The 25,770-nt window shown below is 60.2% G+C and carries 23 protein-coding genes; 13 read left to right on the top strand and 10 right to left on the bottom strand.

Going from position 1 to position 25,770, the window contains the following annotated elements; translation table 11 throughout:
• Positions 1-39 precede the first annotated feature (39 nt).
• From IH404_RS07900 to pdeM, 10 genes are all read left to right on the top strand, one after another.
• Positions 40-2,481, top strand: a complete 2,442-nt coding sequence (locus tag IH404_RS07900; protein WP_194440230.1) for a penicillin acylase family protein — start codon at positions 40-42, stop codon at positions 2,479-2,481.
• Between the two features lie 202 nt (positions 2,482-2,683).
• Positions 2,684-3,688, top strand: coding sequence for a ligase-associated DNA damage response exonuclease (locus IH404_RS07895; RefSeq protein WP_194440229.1), 1,005 nt, complete (start codon positions 2,684-2,686; stop codon positions 3,686-3,688).
• On the top strand, positions 3,685-5,319 hold the full coding sequence (locus IH404_RS07890) for an ATP-dependent DNA ligase (RefSeq protein ID WP_194440228.1): 1,635 nt from the start codon (positions 3,685-3,687) through the stop codon (positions 5,317-5,319). The genes IH404_RS07895 and IH404_RS07890 overlap by 4 nt, the downstream gene beginning before the upstream one ends.
• A 220-nt stretch (positions 5,320-5,539) precedes the next feature.
• Positions 5,540-6,319, top strand: coding sequence for a transporter substrate-binding domain-containing protein (locus IH404_RS07885; RefSeq protein WP_194440227.1), 780 nt, complete (start codon positions 5,540-5,542; stop codon positions 6,317-6,319).
• 56 nt (positions 6,320-6,375) lie between these two features.
• Positions 6,376-7,104, top strand: coding sequence for an ABC transporter permease (locus IH404_RS07880; protein ID WP_005785781.1), 729 nt, complete (start codon positions 6,376-6,378; stop codon positions 7,102-7,104).
• Positions 7,101-7,811, top strand: coding sequence for an ABC transporter permease (locus IH404_RS07875; RefSeq protein WP_005785779.1), 711 nt, complete (start codon positions 7,101-7,103; stop codon positions 7,809-7,811). The genes IH404_RS07880 and IH404_RS07875 overlap by 4 nt, the downstream gene beginning before the upstream one ends.
• Positions 7,812-7,820: 9 nt before the next feature.
• Complete coding sequence (locus tag IH404_RS07870; protein ID WP_194440226.1) at positions 7,821-8,939, top strand: succinylglutamate desuccinylase/aspartoacylase family protein; 1,119 nt, start codon at positions 7,821-7,823, stop codon at positions 8,937-8,939.
• 13 nt (positions 8,940-8,952) lie between these two features.
• Positions 8,953-9,717 carry an ATP-binding cassette domain-containing protein gene (locus IH404_RS07865; RefSeq protein WP_005785775.1) on the top strand — a complete coding sequence of 255 codons (765 nt, stop codon included), beginning with the start codon at positions 8,953-8,955 and terminating at the stop codon, positions 9,715-9,717.
• Positions 9,718-9,774: 57 nt separating this feature from the next.
• Complete coding sequence (locus tag IH404_RS07860; protein ID WP_194440225.1) at positions 9,775-12,255, top strand: ligase-associated DNA damage response DEXH box helicase; 2,481 nt, start codon at positions 9,775-9,777, stop codon at positions 12,253-12,255.
• Positions 12,255-12,905, top strand: a complete 651-nt coding sequence (gene pdeM, locus IH404_RS07855) for a ligase-associated DNA damage response endonuclease PdeM (protein WP_005785771.1) — start codon at positions 12,255-12,257, stop codon at positions 12,903-12,905. The genes IH404_RS07860 and pdeM overlap by 1 nt, the downstream gene beginning before the upstream one ends.
• A gap of 24 nt (positions 12,906-12,929) precedes the next feature.
• Here pdeM and IH404_RS07850 read toward each other — a convergent pair whose 3' ends face one another.
• Both IH404_RS07850 and dcd read right to left on the bottom strand, forming a co-directional pair.
• The gene (locus IH404_RS07850) at positions 12,930-13,127 is read right to left on the bottom strand and encodes a hypothetical protein (RefSeq protein ID WP_005785769.1); all 198 of its coding nucleotides are present in this window, start codon (positions 13,125-13,127) and stop codon (positions 12,930-12,932) included.
• Positions 13,128-13,235: 108 nt separating this feature from the next.
• On the bottom strand, positions 13,236-13,802 hold the full coding sequence (gene dcd, locus IH404_RS07845; protein WP_005785767.1) for a dCTP deaminase: 567 nt from the start codon (positions 13,800-13,802) through the stop codon (positions 13,236-13,238).
• 388 nt (positions 13,803-14,190) lie between these two features.
• On the opposite strand from dcd, the gene IH404_RS07840 reads away from it, so the two are divergent.
• Positions 14,191-14,400 carry a cold-shock protein gene (locus IH404_RS07840; protein ID WP_002554837.1) on the top strand — a complete coding sequence of 70 codons (210 nt, stop codon included), beginning with the start codon at positions 14,191-14,193 and terminating at the stop codon, positions 14,398-14,400.
• Between the two features lie 148 nt (positions 14,401-14,548).
• Here the strand turns inward: IH404_RS07840 and rpoS are convergent, their stop codons facing one another.
• From rpoS to IH404_RS07800, 8 genes are all read right to left on the bottom strand, one after another.
• Positions 14,549-15,556: an RNA polymerase sigma factor RpoS gene (gene rpoS, locus IH404_RS07835; RefSeq protein WP_005785765.1), complete on the bottom strand. Its 1,008-nt coding sequence runs from the start codon at positions 15,554-15,556 to the stop codon at positions 14,549-14,551.
• A gap of 106 nt (positions 15,557-15,662) precedes the next feature.
• A complete protein-coding gene (locus IH404_RS07830; RefSeq protein WP_005785763.1) occupies positions 15,663-16,499 on the bottom strand; it encodes a peptidoglycan DD-metalloendopeptidase family protein in 837 nt (278 codons plus the stop codon).
• Positions 16,500-16,708: 209 nt separating this feature from the next.
• A complete protein-coding gene (locus tag IH404_RS07825) occupies positions 16,709-17,344 on the bottom strand; it encodes a protein-L-isoaspartate(D-aspartate) O-methyltransferase (RefSeq protein WP_010176736.1) in 636 nt (211 codons plus the stop codon).
• Between the two features lie 41 nt (positions 17,345-17,385).
• On the bottom strand, positions 17,386-18,135 hold the full coding sequence (surE, locus tag IH404_RS07820; protein ID WP_005785760.1) for a 5'/3'-nucleotidase SurE: 750 nt from the start codon (positions 18,133-18,135) through the stop codon (positions 17,386-17,388).
• Positions 18,123-19,181: a tRNA pseudouridine(13) synthase TruD gene (gene truD / locus IH404_RS07815; protein WP_194440224.1), complete on the bottom strand. Its 1,059-nt coding sequence runs from the start codon at positions 19,179-19,181 to the stop codon at positions 18,123-18,125. Before truD ends, surE begins: the two co-directional genes overlap by 13 nt.
• Entirely contained in the window at positions 19,178-19,651 is a 474-nt protein-coding gene (ispF, locus tag IH404_RS07810) for a 2-C-methyl-D-erythritol 2,4-cyclodiphosphate synthase (RefSeq protein WP_005785755.1), read from the bottom strand. The genes truD and ispF overlap by 4 nt, the downstream gene beginning before the upstream one ends.
• Before the next feature lie 54 nt (positions 19,652-19,705).
• Positions 19,706-20,551 carry an S-formylglutathione hydrolase gene (fghA, locus tag IH404_RS07805; RefSeq protein WP_005785754.1) on the bottom strand — a complete coding sequence of 282 codons (846 nt, stop codon included), beginning with the start codon at positions 20,549-20,551 and terminating at the stop codon, positions 19,706-19,708.
• A gap of 8 nt (positions 20,552-20,559) precedes the next feature.
• Entirely contained in the window at positions 20,560-21,672 is a 1,113-nt protein-coding gene (locus IH404_RS07800; protein ID WP_005785751.1) for an S-(hydroxymethyl)glutathione dehydrogenase/class III alcohol dehydrogenase, read from the bottom strand.
• Between the two features lie 109 nt (positions 21,673-21,781).
• Here IH404_RS07800 and IH404_RS07795 point away from each other — a divergent pair, with 109 nt between their 5' ends.
• Together IH404_RS07795 and IH404_RS07790 are read left to right on the top strand one after the other, a co-directional pair.
• On the top strand, positions 21,782-22,678 hold the full coding sequence (locus IH404_RS07795; protein ID WP_005785749.1) for a LysR substrate-binding domain-containing protein: 897 nt from the start codon (positions 21,782-21,784) through the stop codon (positions 22,676-22,678).
• A 69-nt stretch (positions 22,679-22,747) separates the two neighbouring features.
• Positions 22,748-25,768, top strand: coding sequence for a membrane-targeted effector domain-containing toxin (locus IH404_RS07790; RefSeq protein WP_194440223.1), 3,021 nt, complete (start codon positions 22,748-22,750; stop codon positions 25,766-25,768).
• Positions 25,769-25,770 lie beyond the last annotated feature (2 nt).

The following is a 25,770-nucleotide window of genomic DNA, read 5'->3' as shown; positions in this document are numbered from 1 at the left end:
GCGCCTTTACTGACGCTACCCCCCCGCAGGAGCTTTGCCATGGCCTCGCCAGCCCTCTTACACTTTCTTCCCCGGTTCGGCGTTGCCGCGGCAGTGGCCAGTGCCTTGGGCCTGGCGGGTTGCCAGCTCCAGAACACCCAGGACACCCTGCCACCTGTGGCTGGCGTACAGCCAATCAAGGGCCTGGCACAGAATGTATCGATACGCCGCAATGCCCAAGGCATGCCGCTGATCGAAAGCAACACCTTCCACGACGCGCTGTTCAGCCTTGGTTATGTGCACGCCAGCGACCGCATTGCCCAGATGGTCACCTTGCGCCTGCTGGCACAGGGCCGCCTGGCGGAAATGTCCGGGCCTCAAGTGCTGGATGTCGACCGTTTCATGCGTGCGGTCAACCTCAAGAAAAGCGCGGGCGAGCTGTACAACGCCTCGTCGCCGCGCCTCAAGCGCTTCTTTGAAGTGTATGCCCGGGGCGTCAATGCCTACCTGTTCCGCTATCGCGACAAGCTGCCGGCGGACCTGGCACAAAGCGGTTACACACCCGAATACTGGAAGCCGGAAGACTCGGCGCTACTGTTCTGCCTGCTCAATTTCAGTGAGTCGAGCAACCTGCAGGAAGAGATTTCGTCCTTGGTGCTGGCGCAAAAGGTCGGCGTCGACAAACTCGCCTGGCTCATCCCAAGCGCGCCGGACGAAGCCGTGCCGCTGGCCGAGGCCGACAAGCTCAAGGGCGTGAACCTGGGGCAGATCAGCGGCCTCGCCGCCCTGGACACCGTAAGCCAGCAGTTGAGCGGCCTCAACACGCTCGGGGTCACCACCTCAAGCAACTGGGCCATCGCCCCGCAACGCAGCCGCAGCGGCAAAAGCCTGCTCGCCAACGATATCGCCGCCACGCCACAAGCCCCGTCGCCATGGAGCTACGTGCAGATTCGCGCGCCTAAATATCAGGCCGTGGGTGCTTCGATCGCTGGCCTGCCGACCCTGCTGTCCGGTTTCAACGGCAAGGTGGCGTGGAGCATGAGCGCGGTCAAGGGCGACACCCAGGACCTGTTCCTGGAGAAGGTCAAGCGCCAGGGCAACGCGTTGTACTACGAGAACAACGGCAAATGGCTGCCGGCTGGCGTGCGCAACGAAACCTTCTTTATCAAGGGCCAGCGCTCGATTCGCGAAACGGTGTACGAAACCCGTCACGGTGCGTTGCTCAATAGCAGCCAGGCCCTCACCAGCGGTCTCGGCCTGGCCCTGCAGACTGCTGCTTTCAAGGACGACAAGAGCCTGGACGCGTTCTTCGACCTGTCCCGTGCGCAAAACGCCGGCAAGGCCTCGGACGCCACTCGCGAGATTCGCGCCATCGCGTTGAACATGATCTTTGCCGACGCCAGCAATATCGGCTGGCAAGTCACCGGCCGCTTCCCCAACCGCCGCGAGGGCGAGGGCCTGTTGCCATCGCCGGGTTGGGACACGCGCTTTGACTGGGACGGTTATGCCGATGCGATGCTGCACCCCTACGACCAGGACCCGGCCCAGGGCTGGATCGGCACGGCCAACCAGCGCACCGCACCGCGTGGCTACGGGATGCAACTGTCCAACTCCTGGGATGCACCGGAGCGCAGCGAACGCCTCGCGCAACTGGCCGGTGCCGGCAAGCATGACAGCCGCAGCCTGATCGCCATGCAATACGACCAGACCACGACCTTCGCCGCCAAGCTCAAGAGCATGTTCCAGGCCCCGGGCATGGCCCAGCCGCTCAAGCAGGCAATCGACGCCCTGCCGCCAGCGGAGCGCGTCAAGGCTCGCGAAGCACTGGAGCGCCTGATGGCATTCGATGGTCGCCTTGCGCCAACCTCGGCTGACGCGGCGATCTACGAGCTGTTCCTGCAGGAAAGCGCCAGGCAGATTTTCCTCGACAAACTCGGCCCGCAAGACAGCGCCAGCTGGAAAGCCTTTGTCAGCAACGCCAGCCTGTCCTACTCAGCCATCGCCGACCACCTGCTGGGCCGCGAAGACAGTCCGTTCTGGGATGACACGCGTACACCGCAAAAAGAAGACAAACCGGCGATCCTGGCCCGCACGCTTGCCGCCGCTATCACTGCCGGTGACAGCCAACTGGGTGCCGATCACAAAGCCTGGCAGTGGGGCAAGCTGCACAGCACCACCTGGAAAAACACCAGTGGCCAGGTGATTCGCGGCCCCTTCGCCAGTGGTGGCGACCACAACACCTTGAACCCGGCGCCGTATAACTGGGGTGAGGATTTCAACACCACCCAGGTGTCGGCGCTGCGCATGATCATCGACTTCGGCCTGGCCGAACCCATGCTGGGCCAGGGCGGTATCGGCCAGTCCGGCAACCCGGCCAGCCCGAACTATGCCAACGGCATTGACCCGTCGCTCAAGGCGCAATACCTGAGCTTCCCGATGCAGCCGCAGAACTTTGAAAAGGTGTATGGCAAGACCAGGTTGACCCTCACGCCCGGCAAGTAATCCGGTTTCCCAGAAGAAACCGAATCCAGAATGTGGGAGGGGGGCTTGCTCCCGATAGCGGTGTGACAGTCAACACATTCATTGACTGAACTACTGCTATCGGGAGCAAGCCCCCTCCCACATTTGGATCCCATGCATTCAGATAGAACTTCTACACCCAGCCCCGCCTCATAACTAACAAGCCCCCAGCCCCGGTCACCCCATGGACCTCGTCATCGCCCGCCCCGAAGGCCTCTACTGCCCTGCCGGTGATTTTTACATCGACCCCTGGCGCCCGGTGGAGCGCGCCGTGATCACCCACGCCCACGGCGATCATGCGCGCACCGGCAACCAACATTACCTGGCCGCCGCCCCCGGCGAAGATATCCTGCGCTGGCGCCTGGGCCAGGACATCAACCTGCAAACCCTGGCCTACGGTGAGCAGTTGCTGCATCACGGCGTGACCTTGAGTTTCCATCCGGCCGGGCACGTGCTCGGTTCGGCTCAGGTGCGCCTGGAATATCAGGGTGAAGTCTGGGTCGCGTCCGGCGACTATAAGGTCGAACCCGATGGCACCTGTGCGCCTTTCGAGCCGGTGCGTTGCCACACCTTTATCACCGAATCCACTTTTGGCCTGCCGATCTACCGATGGCAGCCCCAAGCGCAGATCTTTGCCGGGATCAATGACTGGTGGCAGGCCAATATCGCCACGGGCAAGGCCAGCGTGCTGTTCTGCTATTCCTTCGGCAAGGCCCAGCGCATTCTGCATGGCCTCGACGCCAGCATCGGTCCGATCCTCAGCCATGGCGCCGTCGAGCCGCTGAACCGGGTCTACCGCGAGGCCGGCATCTACATTCCCGAAACCCTGTATGCCGGGGATTTCAAAAAGACCGACCCGTTACTGCGCCAAGCCTTGATCATCGCCCCGCCCTCCGCCGGCGGCAGCACCTGGATGCGCCGTTTTGGCGACTACAGCGACGCCTTCGCCAGCGGCTGGATGCGCCTGCGCGGTACACGACGCCGGCGCGGGGTGGATCGCGGCTTTGTGCTGTCGGACCACGCCGATTGGCCCGGGCTGTTGTGGGCCATCGAACAAACCGGCGCCGAACGGGTGATGGTTACCCACGGTTCGGTCGGCGTGCTGGTACGCCACCTGCGAGAAAAGGGCCTGGACGCCCAGGGCTTCAGCACCGAATACGGTGATGACGAAGAAGAGGCCACGGCATGAAAGCCTTCGCCGAGCTGTACGCCAACCTCGACGCCACTACCTCCAGCAATGCCAAGCTCGCAGCCCTGCAAGCCTACTTCCTGCAAGCGCCGCCGGAAGATGCGGCATGGGCGGTGTACTTCCTCTCCGGCGGGCGACCACGGCAACTGGTGCCCACACGCTTGCTCAGGGATATGGCGACTGAGGCGGCGAGCATCGAGCCGTGGCTGTTTGAAGAGAGCTACCAGTCCGTAGGCGACCTGGCCGAAACCATCTCCCTGCTGCTCCCCGAATCGACCTACAGCTCTGAAGACGGGCTTGCCGTGTGGCTGGAAGAAAAACTGCTGCCTCTGCGCGGCCTTTCACCCATGGACCTTGCCGAGCGCCTGCCTGCGTTATGGGCGCAACTGGATCAACCGAGCCTGATGGTGTGCATCAAGTTGATCACCGGCAGCTTTCGCGTCGGCGTCTCCAAACTGCTGGTTACCCGCGCCCTTGCCGCCATGGCCAATCTGGATAGCAAGCGCGTGGCGCAGCGGTTGGTGGGTTATACCGACCTGTCCAACCGTCCTACAGCCGAGGGCTATCTCAAGCTGATCGCTGCCGAATCATCCGACGAACATGCACAACGTGGCGGGCAGCCATATCCGTTTTTTCTCGCCCACGGGCTGGCGCAACCCGTCGAGCAATTCGACAGCCTGCTCGGCTCCCCCGCCGACTGGCAGGTGGAATGGAAGTTCGATGGCATCCGTGCGCAGTTGGTCAAGCGCGAGGGGCGCCTGTGGATCTGGTCACGGGGTGAAGAGTTGGTGACCGAGCGTTTCCCCGAGCTTCACAGCCTGGTCAGTGGCCTGCCCGACGGCACGGTGATCGATGGCGAAATCGTGGTGTGGAAAGACGCGGTGCAACCCTTCGCGCTGCTGCAACAGCGGATCGGTCGCAAAACCCTGAGTAAAAAGGTACTTGAGGATGCGCCCGTCGCCGTGCTCGCTTACGACCTTCTGGAGTATCAGGGCGACGACTGGCGCAACCACATCCAGGCCGAGCGCCGCACGCAATTGGAACAGGTGATTGCCGCGTGCAACCAACCGGTGCTGTTGCCTTCGCCGCTGATCGAGGGGCCAACCTGGGCAGCGCTGGCGACCCAGCGCGAAGCCTCTCGCAGCCTTGGTGTTGAAGGCATGATGCTCAAGGATCGCAAGGGCCTGTACGGTGTGGGCCGCACCAAGGACATGGGCCTGTGGTTCAAATGGAAGGTCGACCCCTTCAGCGTCGACGCCGTGTTGATCTACGCCCAGCGCGGCCATGGCCGGCGCGCCAGCCTGTACAGCGACTACACCTTCGCGGTATGGGACGGCCCGCCGGGCAGCGAGCGCACGCTGGTGCCGTTCGCCAAGGCCTATTCCGGGCTGACCGACGAGGAAATGCGCAAAGTCGATGCGATTGTGCGCAAAACTACCGTGGAGAAGTTCGGCCCGGTCAGCAGCGTGACGCCAAGCATGGTGTTTGAGTTGGGGTTTGAGGGTATCGCCCTGTCCAAACGGCACAAGAGCGGGATTGCGGTGCGGTTTCCGCGCATGTTGCGCTGGCGTCAGGACAAGACGGTGGAAGAGGCTGACAACCTCGCCACACTGCAGGACCTACTGACTTGACCTAAATCCCTGTGGGATCTCCACAGACCTGCAATGGTGCACCCATTTTCAGATGCCCATTTTCGGGCATCTCCTACACTCAGCCTTGCCTTATCCCACCTTTTAAAAAGCCCGTCCGGAACTATGGTGCAGAAATTGCTACTTGTGCTGCGTCTGACACCGTTCAGTAACAGTCCTAAACGCGCCACAAGCGCTTATCTTGGTTTCCAGGGAATACATAATGAAAAAAGCATTGCTGACCCTTTCTGCACTGGCTCTGTGCATGGCCGCTGGTGTCGCTACCGCCAAGGAATACAAGGAATTGCGTTTTGGTGTCGACCCGTCCTACGCACCGTTCGAATCCAAAGCCGCCGACGGCAGCCTGGTTGGCTTCGATATCGACCTGGGCAATGCGATCTGCGCGGAGCTGAAGGTCAAGTGCAAGTGGGTTGAAAGTGACTTTGACGGCATGATCCCGGGCCTCAAAGCCAACAAGTTCGATGGCGTGATTTCATCCATGACCGTAACGCCGGTGCGCGAAAAGGCAATCGACTTCTCCACCGAGCTGTTCTCCGGCCCCACGTCGCTGGTGTTCAAAAAAGGGGCTGGCTACTCGACACCTGAGTCCCTCAAGGGCAAGTCCGTGGGCTACGAGCAAGGCACCATCCAAGAAGCCTACGCCAAGGCCGTGCTGGACAAAGCCGGGGTAACCACCAAGGCCTACGCCAACCAGGATCAGGTGTATGCCGACCTGACCTCCGGCCGCCTCGACGCGTCGGTGCAGGACATGCTGCAAGCCGAACTGGGCTTTCTCAAGTCGCCGGCCGGTACCGGTTATGAAGTCAGCGCCGCCATCGACGACCCGTTGCTGCCCTCGAAAACCGCGGTCGGTATCAAAAAAGGTAACACTGAACTGAAGGCGCTTTTGGATAAAGGTATCAAAGCGTTACACGATGATGGCACCTACGCCACCATCCAGAAGAAACACTTTGGCGATTTGAACCTGTACAGCGGCAAATAATGCCTGGAGCGCCCCTCCCTGCAGGGGCGCTTTTCTATCGCCATAGGTCCTGATTTATGTTCGAAGAACTGTTGCAAACCCTCGGGTTGAGCGCGCTCAGCTTGAAGGGTTTCGGCCCGCTGTTGCTGCAAGGCACCTGGATGACCATCAAGTTGTCGGTGCTGTCCCTGGCCGTCAGCGTACTGCTGGGCCTGCTCGGCGCCAGCGCCAAACTGTCCAGCCTGCCGTTCCTGCGTATCCCCGCCCAGCTCTACACCACGCTGATTCGCGGGGTGCCCGACCTGGTGCTGATGCTGCTGATTTTCTACAGCCTGCAAACCTGGCTCAGCAGCTTTACCGACTTCATGGAATGGGAATACATCGAGATCGACCCGTTCAGCGCCGGGGTGATCACCCTGGGCTTTATCTACGGTGCCTATTTCACCGAAACGTTTCGCGGCGCTATCCTCGCCGTGCCCCGCGGCCAACTGGAAGCCGCCACTGCTTACGGGCTCAAGCGCGGGCAGCGGTTTCGCTACGTGACCTTCCCGCAGATGATGCGCTTCGCCCTGCCGGGCATCGGCAATAACTGGATGGTGATGCTCAAGGCCACCGCGCTGGTATCGATCATCGGCCTGGCAGACCTGGTGAAAGCCGCCCAGGATGCGGGAAAAAGTACCTATCAACTGTTCTACTTCCTGGTACTCGCCGCGCTGATCTACCTGTTGATCACCAGCGCCTCCAACTTTGTCTTGCGCCGTCTGGAACGTCGCTACTCCGCCGGCGCCCGGGAGGCAGTGCGATGATCGAGCTATTGCAGGAATACTGGCGCCCCTTCCTTTATAGCGACGGCCAGCACGTCACCGGCCTTGCCATGACGATGTGGTTGCTGACGGCTGCACTGGTCATCGGCTTTCTGGTGTCGATCCCGCTGTCCATCGCCCGCGTCTCGCGCAAGCGCCTGGTACGTTGGCCGGTGCAGTTCTACACCTACCTATTTCGCGGTACGCCGCTCTATATCCAGTTGCTGATCTGCTACACCGGTATCTACAGCATTGCCGCCGTACGCGAACAACCGCTGCTGGATGCGTTTTTTCGCGACGCGATGAACTGCACCATCCTGGCCTTCGCGCTCAATACTTGCGCCTACACCACGGAGATTTTCGCCGGGGCGATCCGCAGCATGGCGCATGGCGAAGTCGAGGCGGCCAAGGCTTACGGCCTCAGCGGCTGGAAGTTGTACGCCTACGTGATCATGCCGTCAGCGCTGCGCCGTGCGTTGCCCTACTACAGCAACGAAGTGATCCTGATGCTGCACTCGACCACGGTGGCATTTACCGCAACGATCCCGGACATCCTCAAAGTGGCACGGGACGCCAACTCCGCCACCTTCATGACCTTTCAATCATTTGGCATCGCCGCGTTGATCTACCTGGCGGTGACCTTTGCCCTGGTCGGCCTGTTCCGCCTGGCGGAGCGCCGCTGGCTAGCCTTTCTCGGGCCGAGCCATTAAGGAGCCTCAATGCGCCATCAGCTACATGACCTGATCGCGCCGGTGCCCGGCACGGCGCGGCAGATCCACAGTTTTCACTTCGGCCCGCAGCAGGCCGCAGGCAAGGTCTACATCCAGTCGTCGCTGCACGCCGATGAATTGCCGGGCATGTTGGTGGCCTGGCATTTGAAAGTACGCCTGGTCGAGTTGGCCGCGGCCGGGCGCTTGCGTAGCGAAATCGTGCTGGTGCCGGTCGCCAACCCGGTGGGCCTCGAACAAGTGTTGATGGACATCCCCTTGGGCCGCTATGAACTGGAAAGCGGGCAGAACTTCAATCGCCTGTTCGTTGACCTTGGCGAAGAGGTCGGCAACCAGGTCGAAGAGCTGCTGGGCGATGATTCCCAGCACAATGCCCGCTTGATCCGCAGTGCATTGTCCAGCGCCCTGGCCGCGCACACCGCCCAGACCCAACTGCAATCCCAACGCCTGGTACTGCAACGCCTGGCCTGTGATGCCGACATGGTGCTCGACCTGCATTGCGACTTCGAAGCCGTGGCGCACCTGTACACCACACCTGAAGCCTGGCCACAGGTAGAGCCATTGGCGCGGTACCTCGGCTCCGAGGCCAACCTGCTGGCCACCGACTCCGGCGGGCAGTCCTTTGATGAGTGTTTCACCCTGGTGTGGTGGCAGTTGCAGCAACGTTTCGGCGAGCGCTTCCCGATTCCCATGGGCAGTTTTTCGGTGACCGTCGAACTGCGCGGCCAGGGCGATGTAAACCATGGTCTTGCCGCGCTGGACTGCCAGGCCATCATCGATTACCTGATCCACTTCGGCGCCATTACCGGCGATGTGACGCCCCTGCCCGCCCTGGCTTACCCGGCCACGCCATTGGCGGGTGTGGAGCCCGTCACCAGCCCGGTCGGCGGCTTGCTGGTGTTCAGTGCCTTGCCGGGTCAATACCTGGAGGCCGGGCAACTGGTCGCCGAAATCATCGACCCCATTACCGACCGCGTAACGCCGGTGCGCTGCAAGCACGCCGGCCTGCTGTACGCCCGTTCGCTGCGACGCATGGCCACTGCCGGGATGGTCATCGGCCATATCGCCGGCACGCAGGCCTACCGCAGCGGCTATCTACTTTCGCCTTGAGGATGCACGCCCCATGTACAAACTGACCGTTGAAGGCCTGCATAAAAGCTATGGCGACAATGAAGTGCTCAAAGGTGTTTCGCTCAAGGCCAGGACCGGTGACGTGATCAGCCTGATCGGCGCCAGCGGCTCCGGCAAGAGCACGTTCCTGCGCTGTATCAACTTCCTGGAAACCCCCAACGATGGCGCCATGACCCTGGACGGCCAGGCGATCCGCATGGTCAGCGACCGCCATGGTATGCGCGTGGCCGACGACGCCGAGCTACAACGCTTGCGCACACGGCTGGCGATGGTGTTCCAACACTTCAACCTGTGGAGCCACATGAGCGTGCTGGAAAACATCACCATGGCCCCGCGCCGCGTGTTGGGTTGCAGCAAGAAAGACGCCGAAGACCGCGCCCGTCGCTACCTGGACAAAGTCGGGCTGCCGGCGCGCGTGGCGGATCAATACCCGGCGTTCCTGTCCGGCGGCCAGCAGCAACGGGTGGCCATTGCCCGCGCCTTGGCCATGGAGCCGGAGGTGATGCTGTTCGATGAACCCACATCGGCTCTGGACCCGGAGCTGGTCGGTGAAGTGTTGAAGGTCATCCAGGGCCTGGCCGAGGAAGGCCGCACCATGATCATGGTGACCCACGAAATGAGCTTTGCGCGCAAGGTTTCAAGCCAGGTACTGTTCCTGCACAAGGGCCTGGTGGAAGAGCAAGGCACACCAGAGGATGTGCTAGGCAATCCGAAAAGCGAACGCCTGCAGCAGTTTCTGAGTGGCAATTTGAAATAAACCTTTGCGACGTCTGGAGGGTCTCTGCAATAGAGCCTCCAGAGCGTCAGCTGCCGCATGGCAAAAACCCACGATTTCGCCAAACAATGGTTCGCCGCCAAAGGCTGGAAACCGTTCGCCTTTCAGAAAGACGTCTGGGCAGCGGTCAAGGCGGGCCAATCAGGGTTACTGCATGCCAGCACCGGCGCGGGTAAAACCTATGCCCTGTGGTTTGCCGCCCTCAACCGTTTCGCCATCACTCGCCCGCCCGCCACTGGCAAGCGCAAACCACCTGCTGAGCCGCTGACCGTGTTGTGGATCACGCCCATGCGCGCCTTGGCCGCCGACTCCGCACGCGCCCTACAGGCACCGCTGGACGCCCTGCAGATTCCCTGGAGCGTGGGCCTGCGCACCGGCGACACCAGCAGCAGCGAACGCGCACGCCAGACCCGTCGTCAACCCACCGCATTGGTCACCACTCCGGAAAGCCTGACGTTGATGCTGGCGCGGGCCGACAGTGAAACGAGCCTGGCGCACCTGCGCATGGTGATCGTGGATGAATGGCATGAGTTGATCGGCAATAAGCGCGGCGTGCAGTTGCAACTGGCGCTGGCGCGCTTGCGGCGCTGGCATCCTGAGTTGATGGTGTGGGGCATTTCCGCGACGCTGGGTAATCAGGCCCACGCTTTGGAGGTTCTGGTCCCACAGGGCGGTGGGATCAATGTACAGGGGCAGACGGCCAAGGCACTGCAGGTCGACACCTTGCTGCCGCCCGTCACCGAGCGCTTTCCCTGGGCCGGGCATATCGGCTTGAAGATGTTGCCGCAAGTGGTCGCAGAGGTAGAAGCCAGCAGCAGTTGCCTGGTCTTTACCAACACCCGGGCGCAATCGGAGATCTGGTATCAGGCGATTCTCGATGCCCGCCCGGACTGGGCCGGATTGATTGCCCTGCACCACGGCTCGTTATCGCGGGAGACCCGGGATTGGGTGGAACGAGCATTGAAAGATGGGCAGCTCAAGGCGGTGGTGTGCACCTCCAGCCTCGACTTGGGTGTGGACTTCCTGCCGGTGGAGCGAGTGTTGCAGATCGGCTCCGCAAAAGGTGTGGCGCGGCTGATGCAACGCGCCGGGCGCTCCGGCCATGCACCGGGTCGGCCGTCACGGGTGACGCTGGTGCCGACCCATAGCCTGGAACTGGTGGAGGCGGCTGCCGCCCAGGATGCAATTGCGCAACGGCGCATCGAAGCGCGCGAATCGCCACACAAGCCGCTGGACGTCCTGGTGCAGCACTTGGTCAGCATGGCCCTGGGGGGTGGGTTTACCCCGGATGCGCTGCTGGCGGAGGTGCGCGGCGCCTGGGCCTATCGCGATCTCACCGAAGCGGATTGGGCCTGGGCCCTGGGGTTTGTACGCCATGGCGGCCTGTCACTTACCGCCTATCCGGATTACCGCCGTGTGGAGCCCGATGAGCATGGCATCTGGCGTGTACCGGATGCCCGCCTGGCACGCCGTCACCGCATGAGCGTCGGTACCATCGTCAGTGATGCCAGTATCCAGTTGAAATTCTGGAGCAAGGGCGGCGGCGGCAAGAACCTGGGCAGTGTCGAAGAGGGTTTTATTGCGCGGCTCAAGCCGGGGGATGGGTTTCTGTTCGCCGGGCGTTTGCTGGAATTGGTGCGCGTGGAAAACATGACCGCCTACGTGCGCCGCAGCAGCGCGAAAAAAGCCGCGGTGCCACGCTGGAATGGCGGGCGTATGCCGCTTTCCAACGAGCTGGCCCAAGCGGTAGTCGAACGTTTTGACGCGGCGGCGCATGGGCGTTTCGACGGGCCGGAAATGCAGGCGGTACAGCCACTGCTGCAAACCCAACTGCGTTGGTCTGGCCTGCCGACGCGCGACAACCTGCTCGCCGAAACCCTGCAATCGCGAGAAGGCTGGCACCTGTTTCTGTACCCCTTCGCCGGCCGTCAGGTGCACCTGGGCCTGGCGAGCTTATTGGCGTTGCGGGTCAGTCAGCAGCAGCCGGTGACCTTCTCCATAGCTGTGAATGATTATGGCCTGGAACTGTTGAGCGCCACGCCAGTGAACTGGTCGTTGTTGTTGAATACGGCGTTGCTGAGCCCCCAGCGCTTGCTGGAGGATGTGGCCGCCAGCCTTAACGCAGGAGAACTGGCCCTGCGCCGCTTTCGCGAAATCGCGCGGATCGCCGGGCTGGTGTTTGCCGGGCATCCCGGTGCGCCGAAAAGCACGCGGCAGGTGCAGGCTTCCAGCGGATTATTCTTTGAAGTGTTCAAGCAATATGACCCGCAGAACCTGCTGCTGGCCCAGGCCGGGGAAGAAGTCTTGCGCGATGAGTTGGATATTCGTCGACTGGAAGAGACATTAAGTCATCTATCGGCACTGAAACTGGACATGCACACGATTCAGCGGCCCACGCCCCTGGCCTTCCCGCTGTTGGTGGAACGGATGCGCGAAAGCATGAGTTCGGAGAAGTTGTCGGAGCGCATCGCCCGGATGGTCAAGGACCTGGAAAAAGTCGCGGACAAAGGAAAAGCTTGATGCATTGTGCACTGACGCTTGCAGGCGAAGAACTGTGGTTATTGGCGGACAAGGCCGTGTACTGGCCCGCTCGCCGGTGCCTGCTGATAGCCGATGCGCATTTCGGCAAGGCATCAGCCTATCGCAGCCTCGGGCAACCGGTGCCGCAGGGCACCACAACGGCCAACCTGGAACGCCTGGACAAGCTGCTCTCGGCCGTGCCTTGCACGCAGGTCATCTTTCTCGGTGACTTCCTGCATGGCCCAGGCTCTCACGCCAGCGGCACCCTCGGCGCGATCCGGGCCTGGCGTGAACGTAACGATGCCCTAGCGATGACCCTGATTCGCGGCAATCACGATAAACGGGCAGGCGACCCGCCTGCTGACCTGAGGATCGAGGTGGTGCCAGAGCCGCTGCTGATGGGCCCTTTCGCCCTGCAACATGAGCCTGACGCCCATGCCAGCCACCACGTATTGGCGGGGCATGTGCATCCGGTGTACCACCTGCGCGGCAAGGGCCGCGAGCGCTTGCGCTTGCCGTGCTTCCAGATCGGCGAACGGGTCAGCCTGCTGCCGGCGTTTGGCGCCTTTACCGGGGGCTATGCCGTGCAGCAGGACGATGAGCACCGAATCTTTGTCATCGGCGAACACAAGGTATGGCCCATTCAGTAATGTGACTGATTGGACGTCCAGGTATCAGGCGACAGGCGCGGGCGGTGGCTCGTCTGGCAGGGTCGGCTCACCGGGTTCGGTAGGCTGGGGGTAATCGGGTTCGGGTTGGCCTGGAATGCCGCCTGCATGGGCAGGGTTGGCCATCAGGGACCAGGCCAGAACACCAATCTGGTTGGGTTCAAGCCGGGCGAGTTCTGCGCTGATTCGCGGGTCGATCTTCATAAGGTACTCCTCAAGCGTGGCCCGACGCGTTTTGCACGCGCCGAGGCAGTACACCTGAATAGAGTCACTTTGTGCAGACTAATTCCCTTTAACCGTAGGAGCTTTCGATCAAGCGCGTGGGAGAGTGACGCCACGCTGGCCCTGGTACTTGCCGGCGCGGTCTTTGTAGGACACTTCACAAGCCTCGTCGGACTGCAGGAACAGCATCTGTGCCACGCCCTCATTGGCATAGATCTTTGCCGGCAAGGTGGTGGTGTTGGAGAACTCCAGGGTCACATGGCCTTCCCACTCCGGCTCAAGCGGGGTGACGTTGACGATAATGCCGCAACGAGCGTAAGTGCTTTTACCCAGGCAGATGGTCAATACGTCGCGGGGAATGCGGAAGAATTCCACGGTACGCGCCAGGGCAAAGGAGTTGGGCGGGATGATGCACACGTCACTCTTGACGTCGACGAAGCTTTTTTCATCGAAGTTCTTCGGATCGACAATCGCCGAATTGATGTTGGTGAACACCTTGAATTCATCGGCGCAACGCACGTCATAGCCATAGCTGGAGACCCCGTACGAAATCACCCGCTCGTCGCCCGAGCCACGAATCTGGCGCTCGACGAACGGCTCGATCATGCCGTGTTCCTGCGCCATGCGGCGAATCCACTTGTCCGATTTGATGCTCATGGCGGTGTCCTGAATAGCGAGGTGGAAAAAATCTGTGGGCCATCTTACCGGGGCCAGCCTTGGGGTTCAAAGGCCGCAAGGGTTTTCTTGATCAAAGCCCTGCCCGCTATAAGCCTCAGCCAACATGGCCGGGGCCGGGACTGCTGTCAGGGAGGGCTGTAAATACCACCGCCAGTCACGAAAATAGAGAAACCTTCGGAAATACCATTGGCACGTTCCGGAAAAAGGGTTAAGGTGGCGCCACTGTGCTGCTTGTGTCACTGAGAATCTCTACACGATATGTTGAATTTCGATCCAACCATCTCCAAGAATTTTTCCTGCTCTTTGCACTCAGTCTCGGCCAGGGCTTTTCCTGAGTCGCAGTTAACTTTGTCCAAGGAGTTACACCATGTCTAATCGCCAAACTGGTACCGTTAAGTGGTTCAACGATGAAAAAGGCTTCGGCTTCATCACTCCACAATCCGGTGACGACCTGTTCGTTCACTTCAAAGCTATCCAATCCGACGGCTTCAAAAGCCTGAAAGAAGGCCAACAGGTTTCTTTCATCGCTACCCGCGGTCAGAAAGGCATGCAAGCTGAAGAAGTTCAAGTTATCTAACTTGTACTGACTCAGTCGAAAAAACCCCGCCCTTAAAAGCGGGGTTTTTTTATGCCTGGATTTTGGGGGAGACCTGAACAAAAGCCGGGCATAAAAAATGTGGGAGGGGCTTGCCCCCTCCCACATCCAAGCTTTCAAGCGGCGTGGCTTACTGGAACAACGACTCACTCGACAAGCCATTCTTCTCAAGGATCTCACGCAAGCGCTTGAGGCCCTCCACCTGGATCTGCCGCACCCGCTCACGGGTCAGGCCAATCTCCAGGCCTACGTCTTCCAGGGTGCTGCTCTCGTGACCACGCAGGCCGAAGCGGCGAATCACCACCTCACGCTGCTTGTCCGTAAGCTCTGACAGCCACTGGTCAATACTTTGGGAAAGATCATCGTCCTGCAACAGCTCGCAGGGATCGGTCGGGCGATCATCCGTCAGGGTGTCCAGCAGGGTTTTATCCGAATCCGGCCCCAGCGAGACGTCGACCGACGATACACGCTCGTTAAGGCCCAGCATGCGCTTGACCTCCCCTACCGGTTTTTCCAGCAGGTTGGCGATCTCTTCAGGCGAAGGTTCATGATCGAGTTTTTGCGTCAGCTCACGCGCCGCCCGCAGGTAGACGTTGAGCTCCTTGACCACATGGATCGGCAGCCGGATCGTACGGGTCTGATTCATGATCGCCCGTTCGATGGTCTGGCGAATCCACCAGGTAGCATACGTCGAGAAGCGGAAGCCCCGCTCGGGGTCGAACTTTTCCACCGCCCGGATCAAGCCCAGGTTGCCCTCTTCGATCAAGTCCAGCAGCGACAGCCCACGATTGACGTAGCGTCGGGCGATTTTCACCACCAGGCGCAGGTTGCTTTCAATCATGCGTTTGCGCCCAGCCGGATCGCCCTTCTGCGACAAGCGCGCAAAATGGACTTCTTCTTCGGGAGTGAGCAGAGGGGAAAAGCCGATTTCATTGAGGTACAACTGAGTCGCATCGAGCGCCCGGGTGTAGTCAATGTACTTGTGTTGCTTTAACGCGGAGGCGCTCCTGGATTTGGTACGAACTGAAGGTGGTGCCGCTCCTTCATTCTCTGACATCGGTTCCGTAGCGATTTCGGCCCCCATAAGGAGAACCTCATCGTCGATGTCAAACTCCGGCGCTTCTTTACTGAGAGCCATTGTTATAGTCCTTTGGTGAGTTCGACCTCAAGCTCAAGCGACGCCTTTATCCTTGGCAACGCTGGAGCCTGTTCCTTCTACGTGAGGGAACAGGCTGTGCAACACATCAACGACGGGGCAGGAATTGCAGCGGATCTACAGGCTTCCCTTGGCGGCGAATCTCAAAGTGCAGTTTCACCCGGTCTGTGCCCGTTGAACCCATTTCGGCAATTGTCTGTCCGACTTTGACCTGCTGCCCCTCCCGAACCAACAGCCTGCGGTTATGACCGTAGGCACTGACGTAGGTATCGCTGTGTTTGATGATGACCAGCTCGCCGTAGCCCCGTAGACCACTCCCGGCGTACACCACTGTCCCATCAGACGCAGCCAAAACAGGCTGTCCCAAATCCCCGGCGATATCAATGCCTTTATTCAAACTACCGTTTGAAGAGAATTTTCCAATCAGTACGCCATTTGAAGGCCAACCCCAGCCGGTCGGCGCCGGCCCTGCAGGTGGCAACGGCGCGGGAGCGGGCTTACTTGCAACGCTAGGCGCAGCACTGCCTGCAGGCCGGGTGATGATGGTGGTTTTGCTCGAAGACGATGGCGAAGATCCCGACTTTGTCACAACTGCCGTAGCCGCCGAACCTGTGCGGCCATCGAAACGAATGGTCTGCCCTGGATGAATGGTATAGGGCACGGGAATGTTGTTACGAGCAGCCAGCGCCTTGTAGTCCCAGCCATAACGGAAGGCAATGGAGAACAGTGTGTCGCCTTTGCGCACCACATACTGGCCCGTGGTCACCGTGGGCCGCTGCGGTGCTGCGTTGGTGCGGTCAACGACACGCGCACCGCCCGATGGCGTGCTCGAGCAGGCGGCCAATAAGGAACTCAAGACAAGGCCAAGCACCAGTCGCTGAAAGCTTGTTTTACTCATTCGCTGCGCAGGACCTGTGAGACTCACCCGCCGCTCCCTTTGTGGTGGCTGAACGTTAACGCCTGGATCAGGCTTGAAATATGACGCAAGTATAACTGGGCATTGGCTTTTTACTGGCACCCGACTGAAACGAAAAATTCATCTTGTTCAATTGCGGCTGCCAAGCCTGTTGATTCAATAGACCCCGGCGTAAGACACATCCTCGCCAGCAGAATTCACTGCCAGGGAATAAATGCTCAGGCCAAGGGGCCATTCAACAGCGGCACGAAGCGCACTGCGCCCAGCACGTGCCGGGAAAAACCTTCTTCCTCGCGGATAATAAGCATCAACTGTTGCACTTCGCCGGAGCCCACCGGGATGACCAGCCGCCCGCCAGGCGCCAACTGATCCAACAGGGCTTGAGGCACATCGGTGGCCACGGCGGTGACAATAATGCCGTTGTACGGCGCCAGCGCCGGCCAGCCTTCCCAGCCATCGCCCCAGCGAAACACCACGTTGCGCAGGTTCAGTTCTACCAGACGCTCCTTGGCACGGTCCTGCAGCACCTTGATGCGCTCTACCGAAAACACTCGCTCTACCAACTGCGACAGCACGGCTGTCTGGTAACCGGAGCCGGTGCCGATCTCCAGCACCTTGTCCAGGGGCCCGGCCGCCAGCAACAGCTCGCTCATGCGCGCAACCATATAGGGCTGGGAGATGGTCTGGTTGTGGCCGATAGGCAACGCCGTGTCTTCATAGGCGCGGTGCGCCAGGGCCTCATCGACAAACAGGTGCCGCGGCGTACGCCGAATCACTTCCAGCACCTGGGCGTTGGACAAGCCTTCTTCGTACAGACGCTGGATCAACCGCTCCCGGGTGCGCTGGGAAGTCATCCCGATGCCACGGCGCAACAAGTCGTCTTGTTCACGAGCCATCAACGCAGTCCCTCCAGCCAGCCATCGAGGCCACTGAAGGCATCACTGAAGGTGCGATCCAATTGCAACGGGGTAATTGACACATAGCCTTGCATCACCGCATGAAAATCCGTGCCCTCCCCGCCATCCTCGGCATCACCGGCCGCGGCGATCCAATAGCCTTCCTTGCCGCGCGGGTCGACCACCTTCAGGGGCGCCGCCGCTCGGGCGCGATGGCCCAGGCGCGTCAGCTGGATACCGCGGATACGGTCGAGGGGCAGATTGGGAATATTCACGTTGAGTACCGTACGCGGCGGCAGGTCCAGTGACTCATGGGCCTGCACCAGCTTGCGCGCGAAATACGCCGCGGTTGCCAGGTTATCCAGTTGCCGCGAAGCAAAGGAAAAGGCGAACGCGGTGCGCCCCAGGAAGCGCCCTTCAAGGGCCGCCGCCACAGTGCCGGAATACAGCACGTCATCACCCAGGTTGGCGCCCAGGTTGATTCCCGAGACCACCAGGTCCGGCTCATGCTCCAGCAAACTGTTGATTGCCAGGTGCACGCAGTCGGTGGGGGTGCCGTTTACGCTGATAAAGCCATTGGCCAGAACCTGCGGGTGCAGCGGACGGTCGAGCGTCAGCGAACTGCTGGCGCCGCTCTTGTCCTGGTCGGGGGCAACCACCACGCACTCGGCGTAATCCTGCAGCGCAGCATAGAGCGCGGCAAGACCGGGTGCGGTGGCACCGTCATCGTTTGATATCAGAATACGCATGGGCTGTCCGTCTGCCCCACCGGCACCAGATCAACAAGCTCGCGCACCAAGACAGTGGCGAAGCATCCGGCCGGCAGGACGAATTCCAATTGCAGAATGTCAGGCCCGGGATAATGCCACGTCAACCCGCCAATGGGCAGTCGCAGAATGCGACGTTCCTGGCTCATTCCTGCATTCACCAGCCAATCACGTAGGTCGGATTCGCTGGCAGCGACAGATTGTTCCAGATCATGCGTAAGACCTTTCGCCGGCGAGTCGCCTTCGCCCCATTGTGGGCCAGTCGGGTGCAAGTCCAGGATCGCCAAACGCGGGTCGCTGCATTCAGCCTCCTCTGCAGGGAAAAAACTGCGGCTGTCGGTAAAGGCCAGCAGGTCACCCACCTGGGCGCGCTGCCAGGAGCCGTCGGCGACACGCGCTGCCAGCACTTTGTTGAACAAGTAGCTACGAGCGGTGGACAGCAATCGCGAACGCACGTTGCGTTGCTCCGGCAGGGCCTTGCGAGCCGCCCATTCACGGGCATCCACCACGTTGCCACCGTTGTGGCCAAAGCGCTGGGCGCCGAAATAATTGGGAATGCCATGCCGGGCAATCAACTGCAAACGCGCGTCGATGGCGGCGGTATCGCCGGCCAGTTGGGTCAGGCGCAAGGTAAAGCCGTTGGCCGAATGCGCACCACGTTGCAACTTGCGCTTGTGGCGGGTGGTTTTCAGGATCTTGAGGGTGTCGTTTTCCGCACCGCTCAGGTCCGGGTCGGCCTTGCCGGGCAACTGTACGCTGAACCATTGGCGGGTCAGGGCCTGACGGTCCTTGAGCCCGGCATAGCTGACGGTGCGCAGCGACACACCGGCGGCCTTGGCGATACGCCGTGCGGCCTCTTCAGTATTCAAGCCGCGCTTTTCCACCCACAGCCACAGGTGCTCACCGTCACCAGTCAACGGGATGTCCAGCACCTCATCAACCTGGAAGTCTTCTGCCGTCGCCTTCAGCACCGCGCTGCCCAGGGCCTCGCCGTAGGCCCGCGGGCCCAGCAGTTGCAAGTCGTTCATGCGCGCAGCAACAAGGCAACGGAGTGCACGGCGATGCCCTCTTCACGACCGGTAAACCCGAGCTTTTCGGTGGTGGTGGCTTTCACGTTGACTTGATCCAGTTCAATTTGCAGGTCTGCGGCAATCAGCGCACGCATCGTTTCAATATGGGGGGCCATCTTCGGCGCCTGGGCCACGATGGTGTTGTCGACGTTGCCGACCTTCCAGCCCTTGGCATGGATCAACCCGACCACATGGCGCAACAACGCACGGCTGTCCGCACCCTTGAAGGTCGGATCGGTGTCCGGAAAGTGCTTGCCGATATCGCCCAATGCCGCCGCGCCGAGCAAGGCATCGCTCAAGGCATGCAAGACAACGTCGCCGTCGGAATGAGCCAGCAACCCATGGTGATGTGCAATGCGCACGCCGCCCAAGGTGATGAAATCGCCCTCAGCGAAACGGTGCACATCGTAGCCGTGGCCAATACGCATAAAAAAACGCCCCGATTTAATTCAGGGCGTGATTCTACCTACTTTTGCCTCACATTAACCGAGCAAAGCACGACCATGATGGCGCAAATGGTCTTCGATGAAGCTGGCGATGAAAAAGTAGCTGTGGTCGTAGCCAGGTTGCAGGCGCAGTTCCAACGGATGGTTGGCCGCCTTGGCCGCTTGCAGCAGGGCCTCGGGCTTGAGCTGAACCGCAAGGAAATCGTCACGATCGCCCTGGTCCACCAGTAGCGGCAGTTTTTCCGAGGCTTCGCTGATCAGCACGCAGGCATCCCATTCTCGCCACTTGGAACGCTCTTCGCCCAGGTAACGGGAAAAAGCTTTCTGCCCCCAGGGGCAGTCCATCGGATTGTTGATTGGCGAAAACGCCGACACCGATTGGTAGCGTCCCGGGTTACGCAGCGCGCATACCAATGCGCCATGTCCGCCCATGGAATGACCGCTGATGCCGCGTTTAGCCGACGCCGGGAAATGCGCCTCCACCAAGGCCGGTAACTCCTGCACCACGTAGTCATGCATCCGATAGTGCTTGGCCCAGGGCTCCTGCGTGGCGTTCAGATAGAAACCAGCGCCGAGGCCGAAGTCCCAGGCGTTGTCCGGATCGTCCGGCACACCGGGGCCGCGGGGGCTGGTGTCCGGTGCGACGATAATCAAACCCAGCTCGGCGGCCATGCGCTGGGCACCAGCCTTCTGCATGAAGTTCTCATCGGTGCAGGTCAAGCCGGACAGCCAGTACAGTACCGGCAACTTACCGCCCTGCTCTGCTTGCGGCGGCAGATAGACGGCGAAGGTCATGTCGCAACCGAGCACATCGGAATGATGCTTGTAGCGTTTATGCCAGCCGCCGAAGCTCTTCTGGCATGACAGGTTTTCCAGACTCATGGCCGACCTCAGAAGTGAATGACGGTACGAATGCTCTTGCCTTCATGCATCAGGTCAAACGCTTTGTTGATATCTTCAAGGCCCATGGTGTGGGTGATGAAGGTGTCCAGCGGGATCTCACCGGTCTGGGCCATTTCCACGTAGCTTGGCAGCTCTGTGCGCCCACGTACGCCACCGAATGCCGAACCGCGCCAGACGCGCCCGGTGACCAGTTGGAACGGACGCGTAGCGATTTCCTGGCCGGCACCGGCCACGCCGATGATCACCGACTCGCCCCAGCCTTTATGGCAGCACTCAAGCGCCGCACGCATCAGTTGCACATTGCCGATGCACTCGAAGGAAAAGTCCACGCCGCCGTCGGTCAAATCGACAATTACGTCCTGGATTGGGCGGTCGTAATCTTTCGGGTTAATGCAGTCGGTAGCCCCCAGTTGCTTGGCGATTTCGAATTTGGCCGGGTTGATGTCGATGGCGATGATGCGACCGGCCTTGGCCTTGACCGCGCCGATCACAGCCGACAGGCCGATACCGCCCAGCCCGAAGATAGCCACGGTGTCGCCCGGTTTGACCTTGGCGGTGTTGAGCACCGCGCCGATGCCTGTGGTGACGCCGCAACCAAGCAGGCAGACTTTTTCCAGCGGCGCTTCCTTAGGAATCTTGGCCACGGAGATTTCCGGCAACACGGTGTACTCGGAGAACGTCGACGTGCCCATGTAGTGGAAAATCGGCTGGCCTTTGTAGGAGAAACGCGTGGTGCCATCCGGCATCAGGCCTTTGCCTTGGGTAGAGCGGATGGCCTGGCACAGGTTGGTCTTGCCCGACAGGCAGAATTTGCACTTGCCACATTCCGGGGTGTACAGCGGGATCACATGATCGCCGACAGCGACTGAAGTTACGCCCTCGCCGATGGCTTCGACCACTGCGCCGCCTTCGTGGCCCAGGATCGACGGAAAAATGCCTTCCGGGTCCGCACCCGACAACGTATAGGCGTCGGTGTGGCACACGCCGGAGGCAACCACCCGCAACAACACCTCGCCAGCCTTGGGCATGGCGACGTCCACTTCCACGATCTCAAGGGGCTTCTTGGCTTCGAAGGCTACGGCGGCGCGGGACTTGATCATCCGGGTTTCTCCAGGGGGTTAAAAATTGATTGCAGCAGTGTAAAACATGGCTGCTTGATTAATAATCCAGACAAAAGCAAAACTTTATTGCTGTACAGGGATAATGACCATGCTGGAAAACCGCTGGGAAGGCATCGACGAATTCGTCGCAGTGGCCGAGTGCAGCCAATTCACGGCGGCGGCCGAGCGCCTGGGAGTATCGTCGTCCCATATAAGCCGCCAGGTGGCACGCCTGGAGGAGCGCCTGCAAACGCGCCTGTTGTATCGCAGTACACGCAAGGTGACGCTGACCGAAGCGGGTCAGACGTTTCTGCAGCATTGCCAGCGTTTGCAGGACGGTCGCGAAGAAGCCCTGCGGGCGGTAGGCGACCTCACCAGCGAACCCAAGGGCATGTTGCGCATGACCTGCGCAGTCGCCTATGGCGAGCGCTTTATCGTGCCACTGGTGACCCGGTTCATGGCGCTCTATCCGCAACTGCGGGTGGATATCGAACTGAGCAACCGTCAATTGGATCTGGTGCACGAGGGCCTGGATTTGGCCATCCGCCTGGGTCGCCTGCAAGACTCGCGCATGGTCGCCAGCCGCCTGGCACCGCGGCGCATGTACCTGTGCGCCTCCCCTTCCTACCTGGAACGCTATGGTCGGCCACATAGCTTGTCGGAACTGAGTCGGCATAACTGCCTGATCGGCAGCTCGGATATCTGGCAACTGGCCCAGGACGGGCGGGAATTTTCCCAAAGGGTTCAGGGAAACTGGCGCTGTAACAGTGGGCAGGCGGTGCTGGATGCGGCGCTGCAAGGTGTAGGGCTGTGTCAGTTGCCGGATTATTACGTGCTGGAGCACTTGCACAGTGGTGCGCTGGTGTCGTTGCTGGAGGCGCATCAGCCACCGAATACGGCGGTGTGGGCGCTGTACCCGCAGCAGCGGCATTTGTCGCCGAAGGTCAGGAAGCTGGTGGACTTTCTCAAAGAAGGCTTGGGTGACAATTCGGTCTATCGAACATAAACAGCTACCGTTCGTGCATTGCCTGGACACCGGTTAATAACCGCTTTCATTAGAAAACCAGGCAAGCCCATGACGTCCAACACTCGGCAACTCCAGCACATCAATCATTTTGTCCGAAAGGTTCTGGCCGACTTTCCGGTGCCCAGCGCTATCGCAGCCCAATTGCTTTGCGAGCATCTACAACCATTCACTCAGGAACAACTGGACCCGGATACTACGTTCCTGACCACTCTGGAATACAACCTCGACAACCCCGATGCCCCCTACACCGCAGTGATCGTCCAATCCATGAGCCTGACCGAGGCCATGATCTGCAATGCGCCCCATGCCCCTGGCGGCATGATCAACAACACGGGCTTTTCCACTATCGCGCCGTACTTCAATATCGTTGATGAACTGCCGCGCCTGATGGATAACCGCATACCGCAAATGTTCAACGAAGAGTTCATCACTTCCGGCTGGATTCCGCCCAGACGGTATGAGGCGCTTTACCGGCAAAGCGAACCTCAGGTCTACGACCCGACCACCCAACTGGAGATCGCGCCTGCTGTTCTCAGAAAGGTGATTGACTCAAGCAACTTTGAACAAACCTATGACAAGGCCATCACCCAATTCTGGGAGGAACATCGGGACAATTACACCACCCTGATGCGCATCGCCTTCGCCAAGGCTTACCTCAATCAGTACGAAGAATTCACGCTCACCGAAGCAGAACGGCAACTGGCTGCACGAGCGGCAGGTATCGGCGTCGACAGGGACGCCAGCAACCTGACTCTTGAGGATTTTCAGGCGCCCTACTCACCGGATAAAAACTTATCCGTGCGCGTGCTGCGCATTCATCAGTTCGACGCCACCGACATTCTTACGATTACCGACACCCAGAGCCAGATCACCCTGCTGTACGTCCCCGGCAACTCCTCCCCTATCCATGGTTTCAACAGCCCAACGGACATGCGCAATGCGCTGGTAAAAGTGGCCAAGGACCCGACCCAGCGCAAAGCGCTGACCAACCACTTTGAACCCGACTCGATTGACTCCGGCCTGATCTACAGTGGTGTCGAGGAAGCACTGATCGGTATGGCGATGTACCCGGAATCTTCCAGCCCCCCCGGTTTTTTCAATAGCTTGTTGCGCAACGGTTATTGGGACCCCGAGCAATACATTAATAACCCAATGTATCCGGCGCTCAGAAGCAACCCATTTGCGTTTATCGCACGACAGATCCGCAGTCGGATTGCAAAATTGGCAGCCAAAACCGTTGTCTCGCCCTTGGACACATTCAAGGCCGACACCCTCGACGCCTTGGATAAAGCCTGCCTGCTGGCGATCCCCGTGGCGCTGACCATGGGCACGGCGTTGCTGGCGGAGTTTTGTTTCATTACCTCAGGCTTGACTGGCATGGCGATCGGCGCCGATGACGTGCTCAAGGACAAACCCCACGCCGTTGAGCGCATGGTGTTCGGCGCCCTGAACGCGCTCCCGGTGGTTATCCACGGCATCAGCAAAGGCGCGAGCAGTCTTGAGGCGTTACGCCCCGTGCTTGGCCCGGCTACCCGGGCAGAGGAGGGCCAGATCAGCGTCAAGGTGATCACTCAGGCCTCCGCCCAAACCGAGACTCGCCCCCTGGTCGCTGCAACATCCCCCAGCGGCTTGCAGACCGTCAGGATTCAGGGCGAGACCTTCCTGACCTACAAAAGCCCGAATGACTGGGGTTCTTTTGAGCTGTTCGTGAATAATCCAGAAGCCCCCGAGAAGATTCAATCCACGGGTCTCTATGCTATTCAGAGCGCCGACCTGCAATGGCGACGTGCCGGATTGACCGGAGGGGGGGCATTTCGCAATGCCTGGCAACGGGTTTACAAACTGTTTGGTAGCACCCAGCAGTTGAGTTTCTTCAGCGCCTACCAGATGCCAGCGCCCGTGCGCGAGACCGTCGTGCAGATGCTCACCGACACCAGCTCATTTTCGGAAGACTTCGAACCCTTCGGAATGGATGCACAGTCGATCAGCAACGCCCGGAGACTGTTCTTTGAGAAAAGGAGCCAATTAAACCAGGATTCGGCGATCTTCTTTCACCACCTGCCCTACTCGCCCCTGCAGCCGGTCCTCCCTCGCTTGAGCTTGAACGAATCACAGCGAAGCATTATCGAGAAACTGCTACGTGCCAGTGACGGCCTCGTGATCGGCGAAAGCCACAGCGCCGAATCGAGCAAAGCCTTTCTGATCGACAACATGCAGATACTCGCCAGCCAAGGTGTCAAACGCATCTACTTCGAACATCTGCTGACGGATGTGCATATTCCGATGCTGAAGGCTTTTTACCGGTCGAAGAACGCCCCCATGGCCGAGGCGCTGACAAACTTCCTGAACGGGATCTACCCACTGCCTCGAAACCACTATTACTCATTCACAAACGTCGTGACCAAAGCCCGAGAGGCCGGAATCAAGATCCAGCCGATCGACTGCACCGTGAGCTACATACTTCGCGATATGCGCGACAGTGCAGGAACCCTGCGCCAGCGGATGATGAACTATTACGCCACCGAGGTGATTCAGTGGATCCAGACCTCCAAGCGCCAACCCGGTAAATGGGTCGCACTGGTGGGCGATACCCATACCAATACCTTCAAGGACATCCCTGGGCAGGCCGAACTCACCGGCAGCATCGGCCTGCGGATAGAAGATAGAACGGGCACCCACCCGTTGGGCATCGAAGTCGATCCGGGGCGCACCGCCAGCCTGGGCCTGAACAAAGGGGAAGGCACGGTCAAAGCCAACCTGGTCTTGCGCGTTGATCCTGCCGCGTTGCAGCACTCAATGGAATCACAACCCGGCCCTTCGCACAGTCGAGTAGTGAAGTCGGCCCAGGCACTGCTGACACGGCCAGGCCAATTCATGCTCACCGAGGCCACCCACATTGACTATCGATCCCGACGCGGGGACCTGCGCAGTTTCAGGATCAACAGCCAGGAAGGCCGGAACTCCATCAACGTGGTCGGCTGGCCTATTGATGAGAAGCCATTCGACAGCATTGAGGCATTGGTGAGCGAGCTGAAAACCCTGCCCGGGTTGGAGCAAGTCTACGGCTGAGG

Origin of the sequence: Pseudomonas sp. OST1909 (genome assembly GCF_015277575.1) — a bacterium.
GTDB lineage: Bacteria > Pseudomonadota > Gammaproteobacteria > Pseudomonadales > Pseudomonadaceae > Aquipseudomonas > Aquipseudomonas synxantha_A.
The sequence above is the reverse complement of the archived record's forward strand: the minus strand, read 5'-3'. Positions and strand labels throughout refer to the sequence as shown.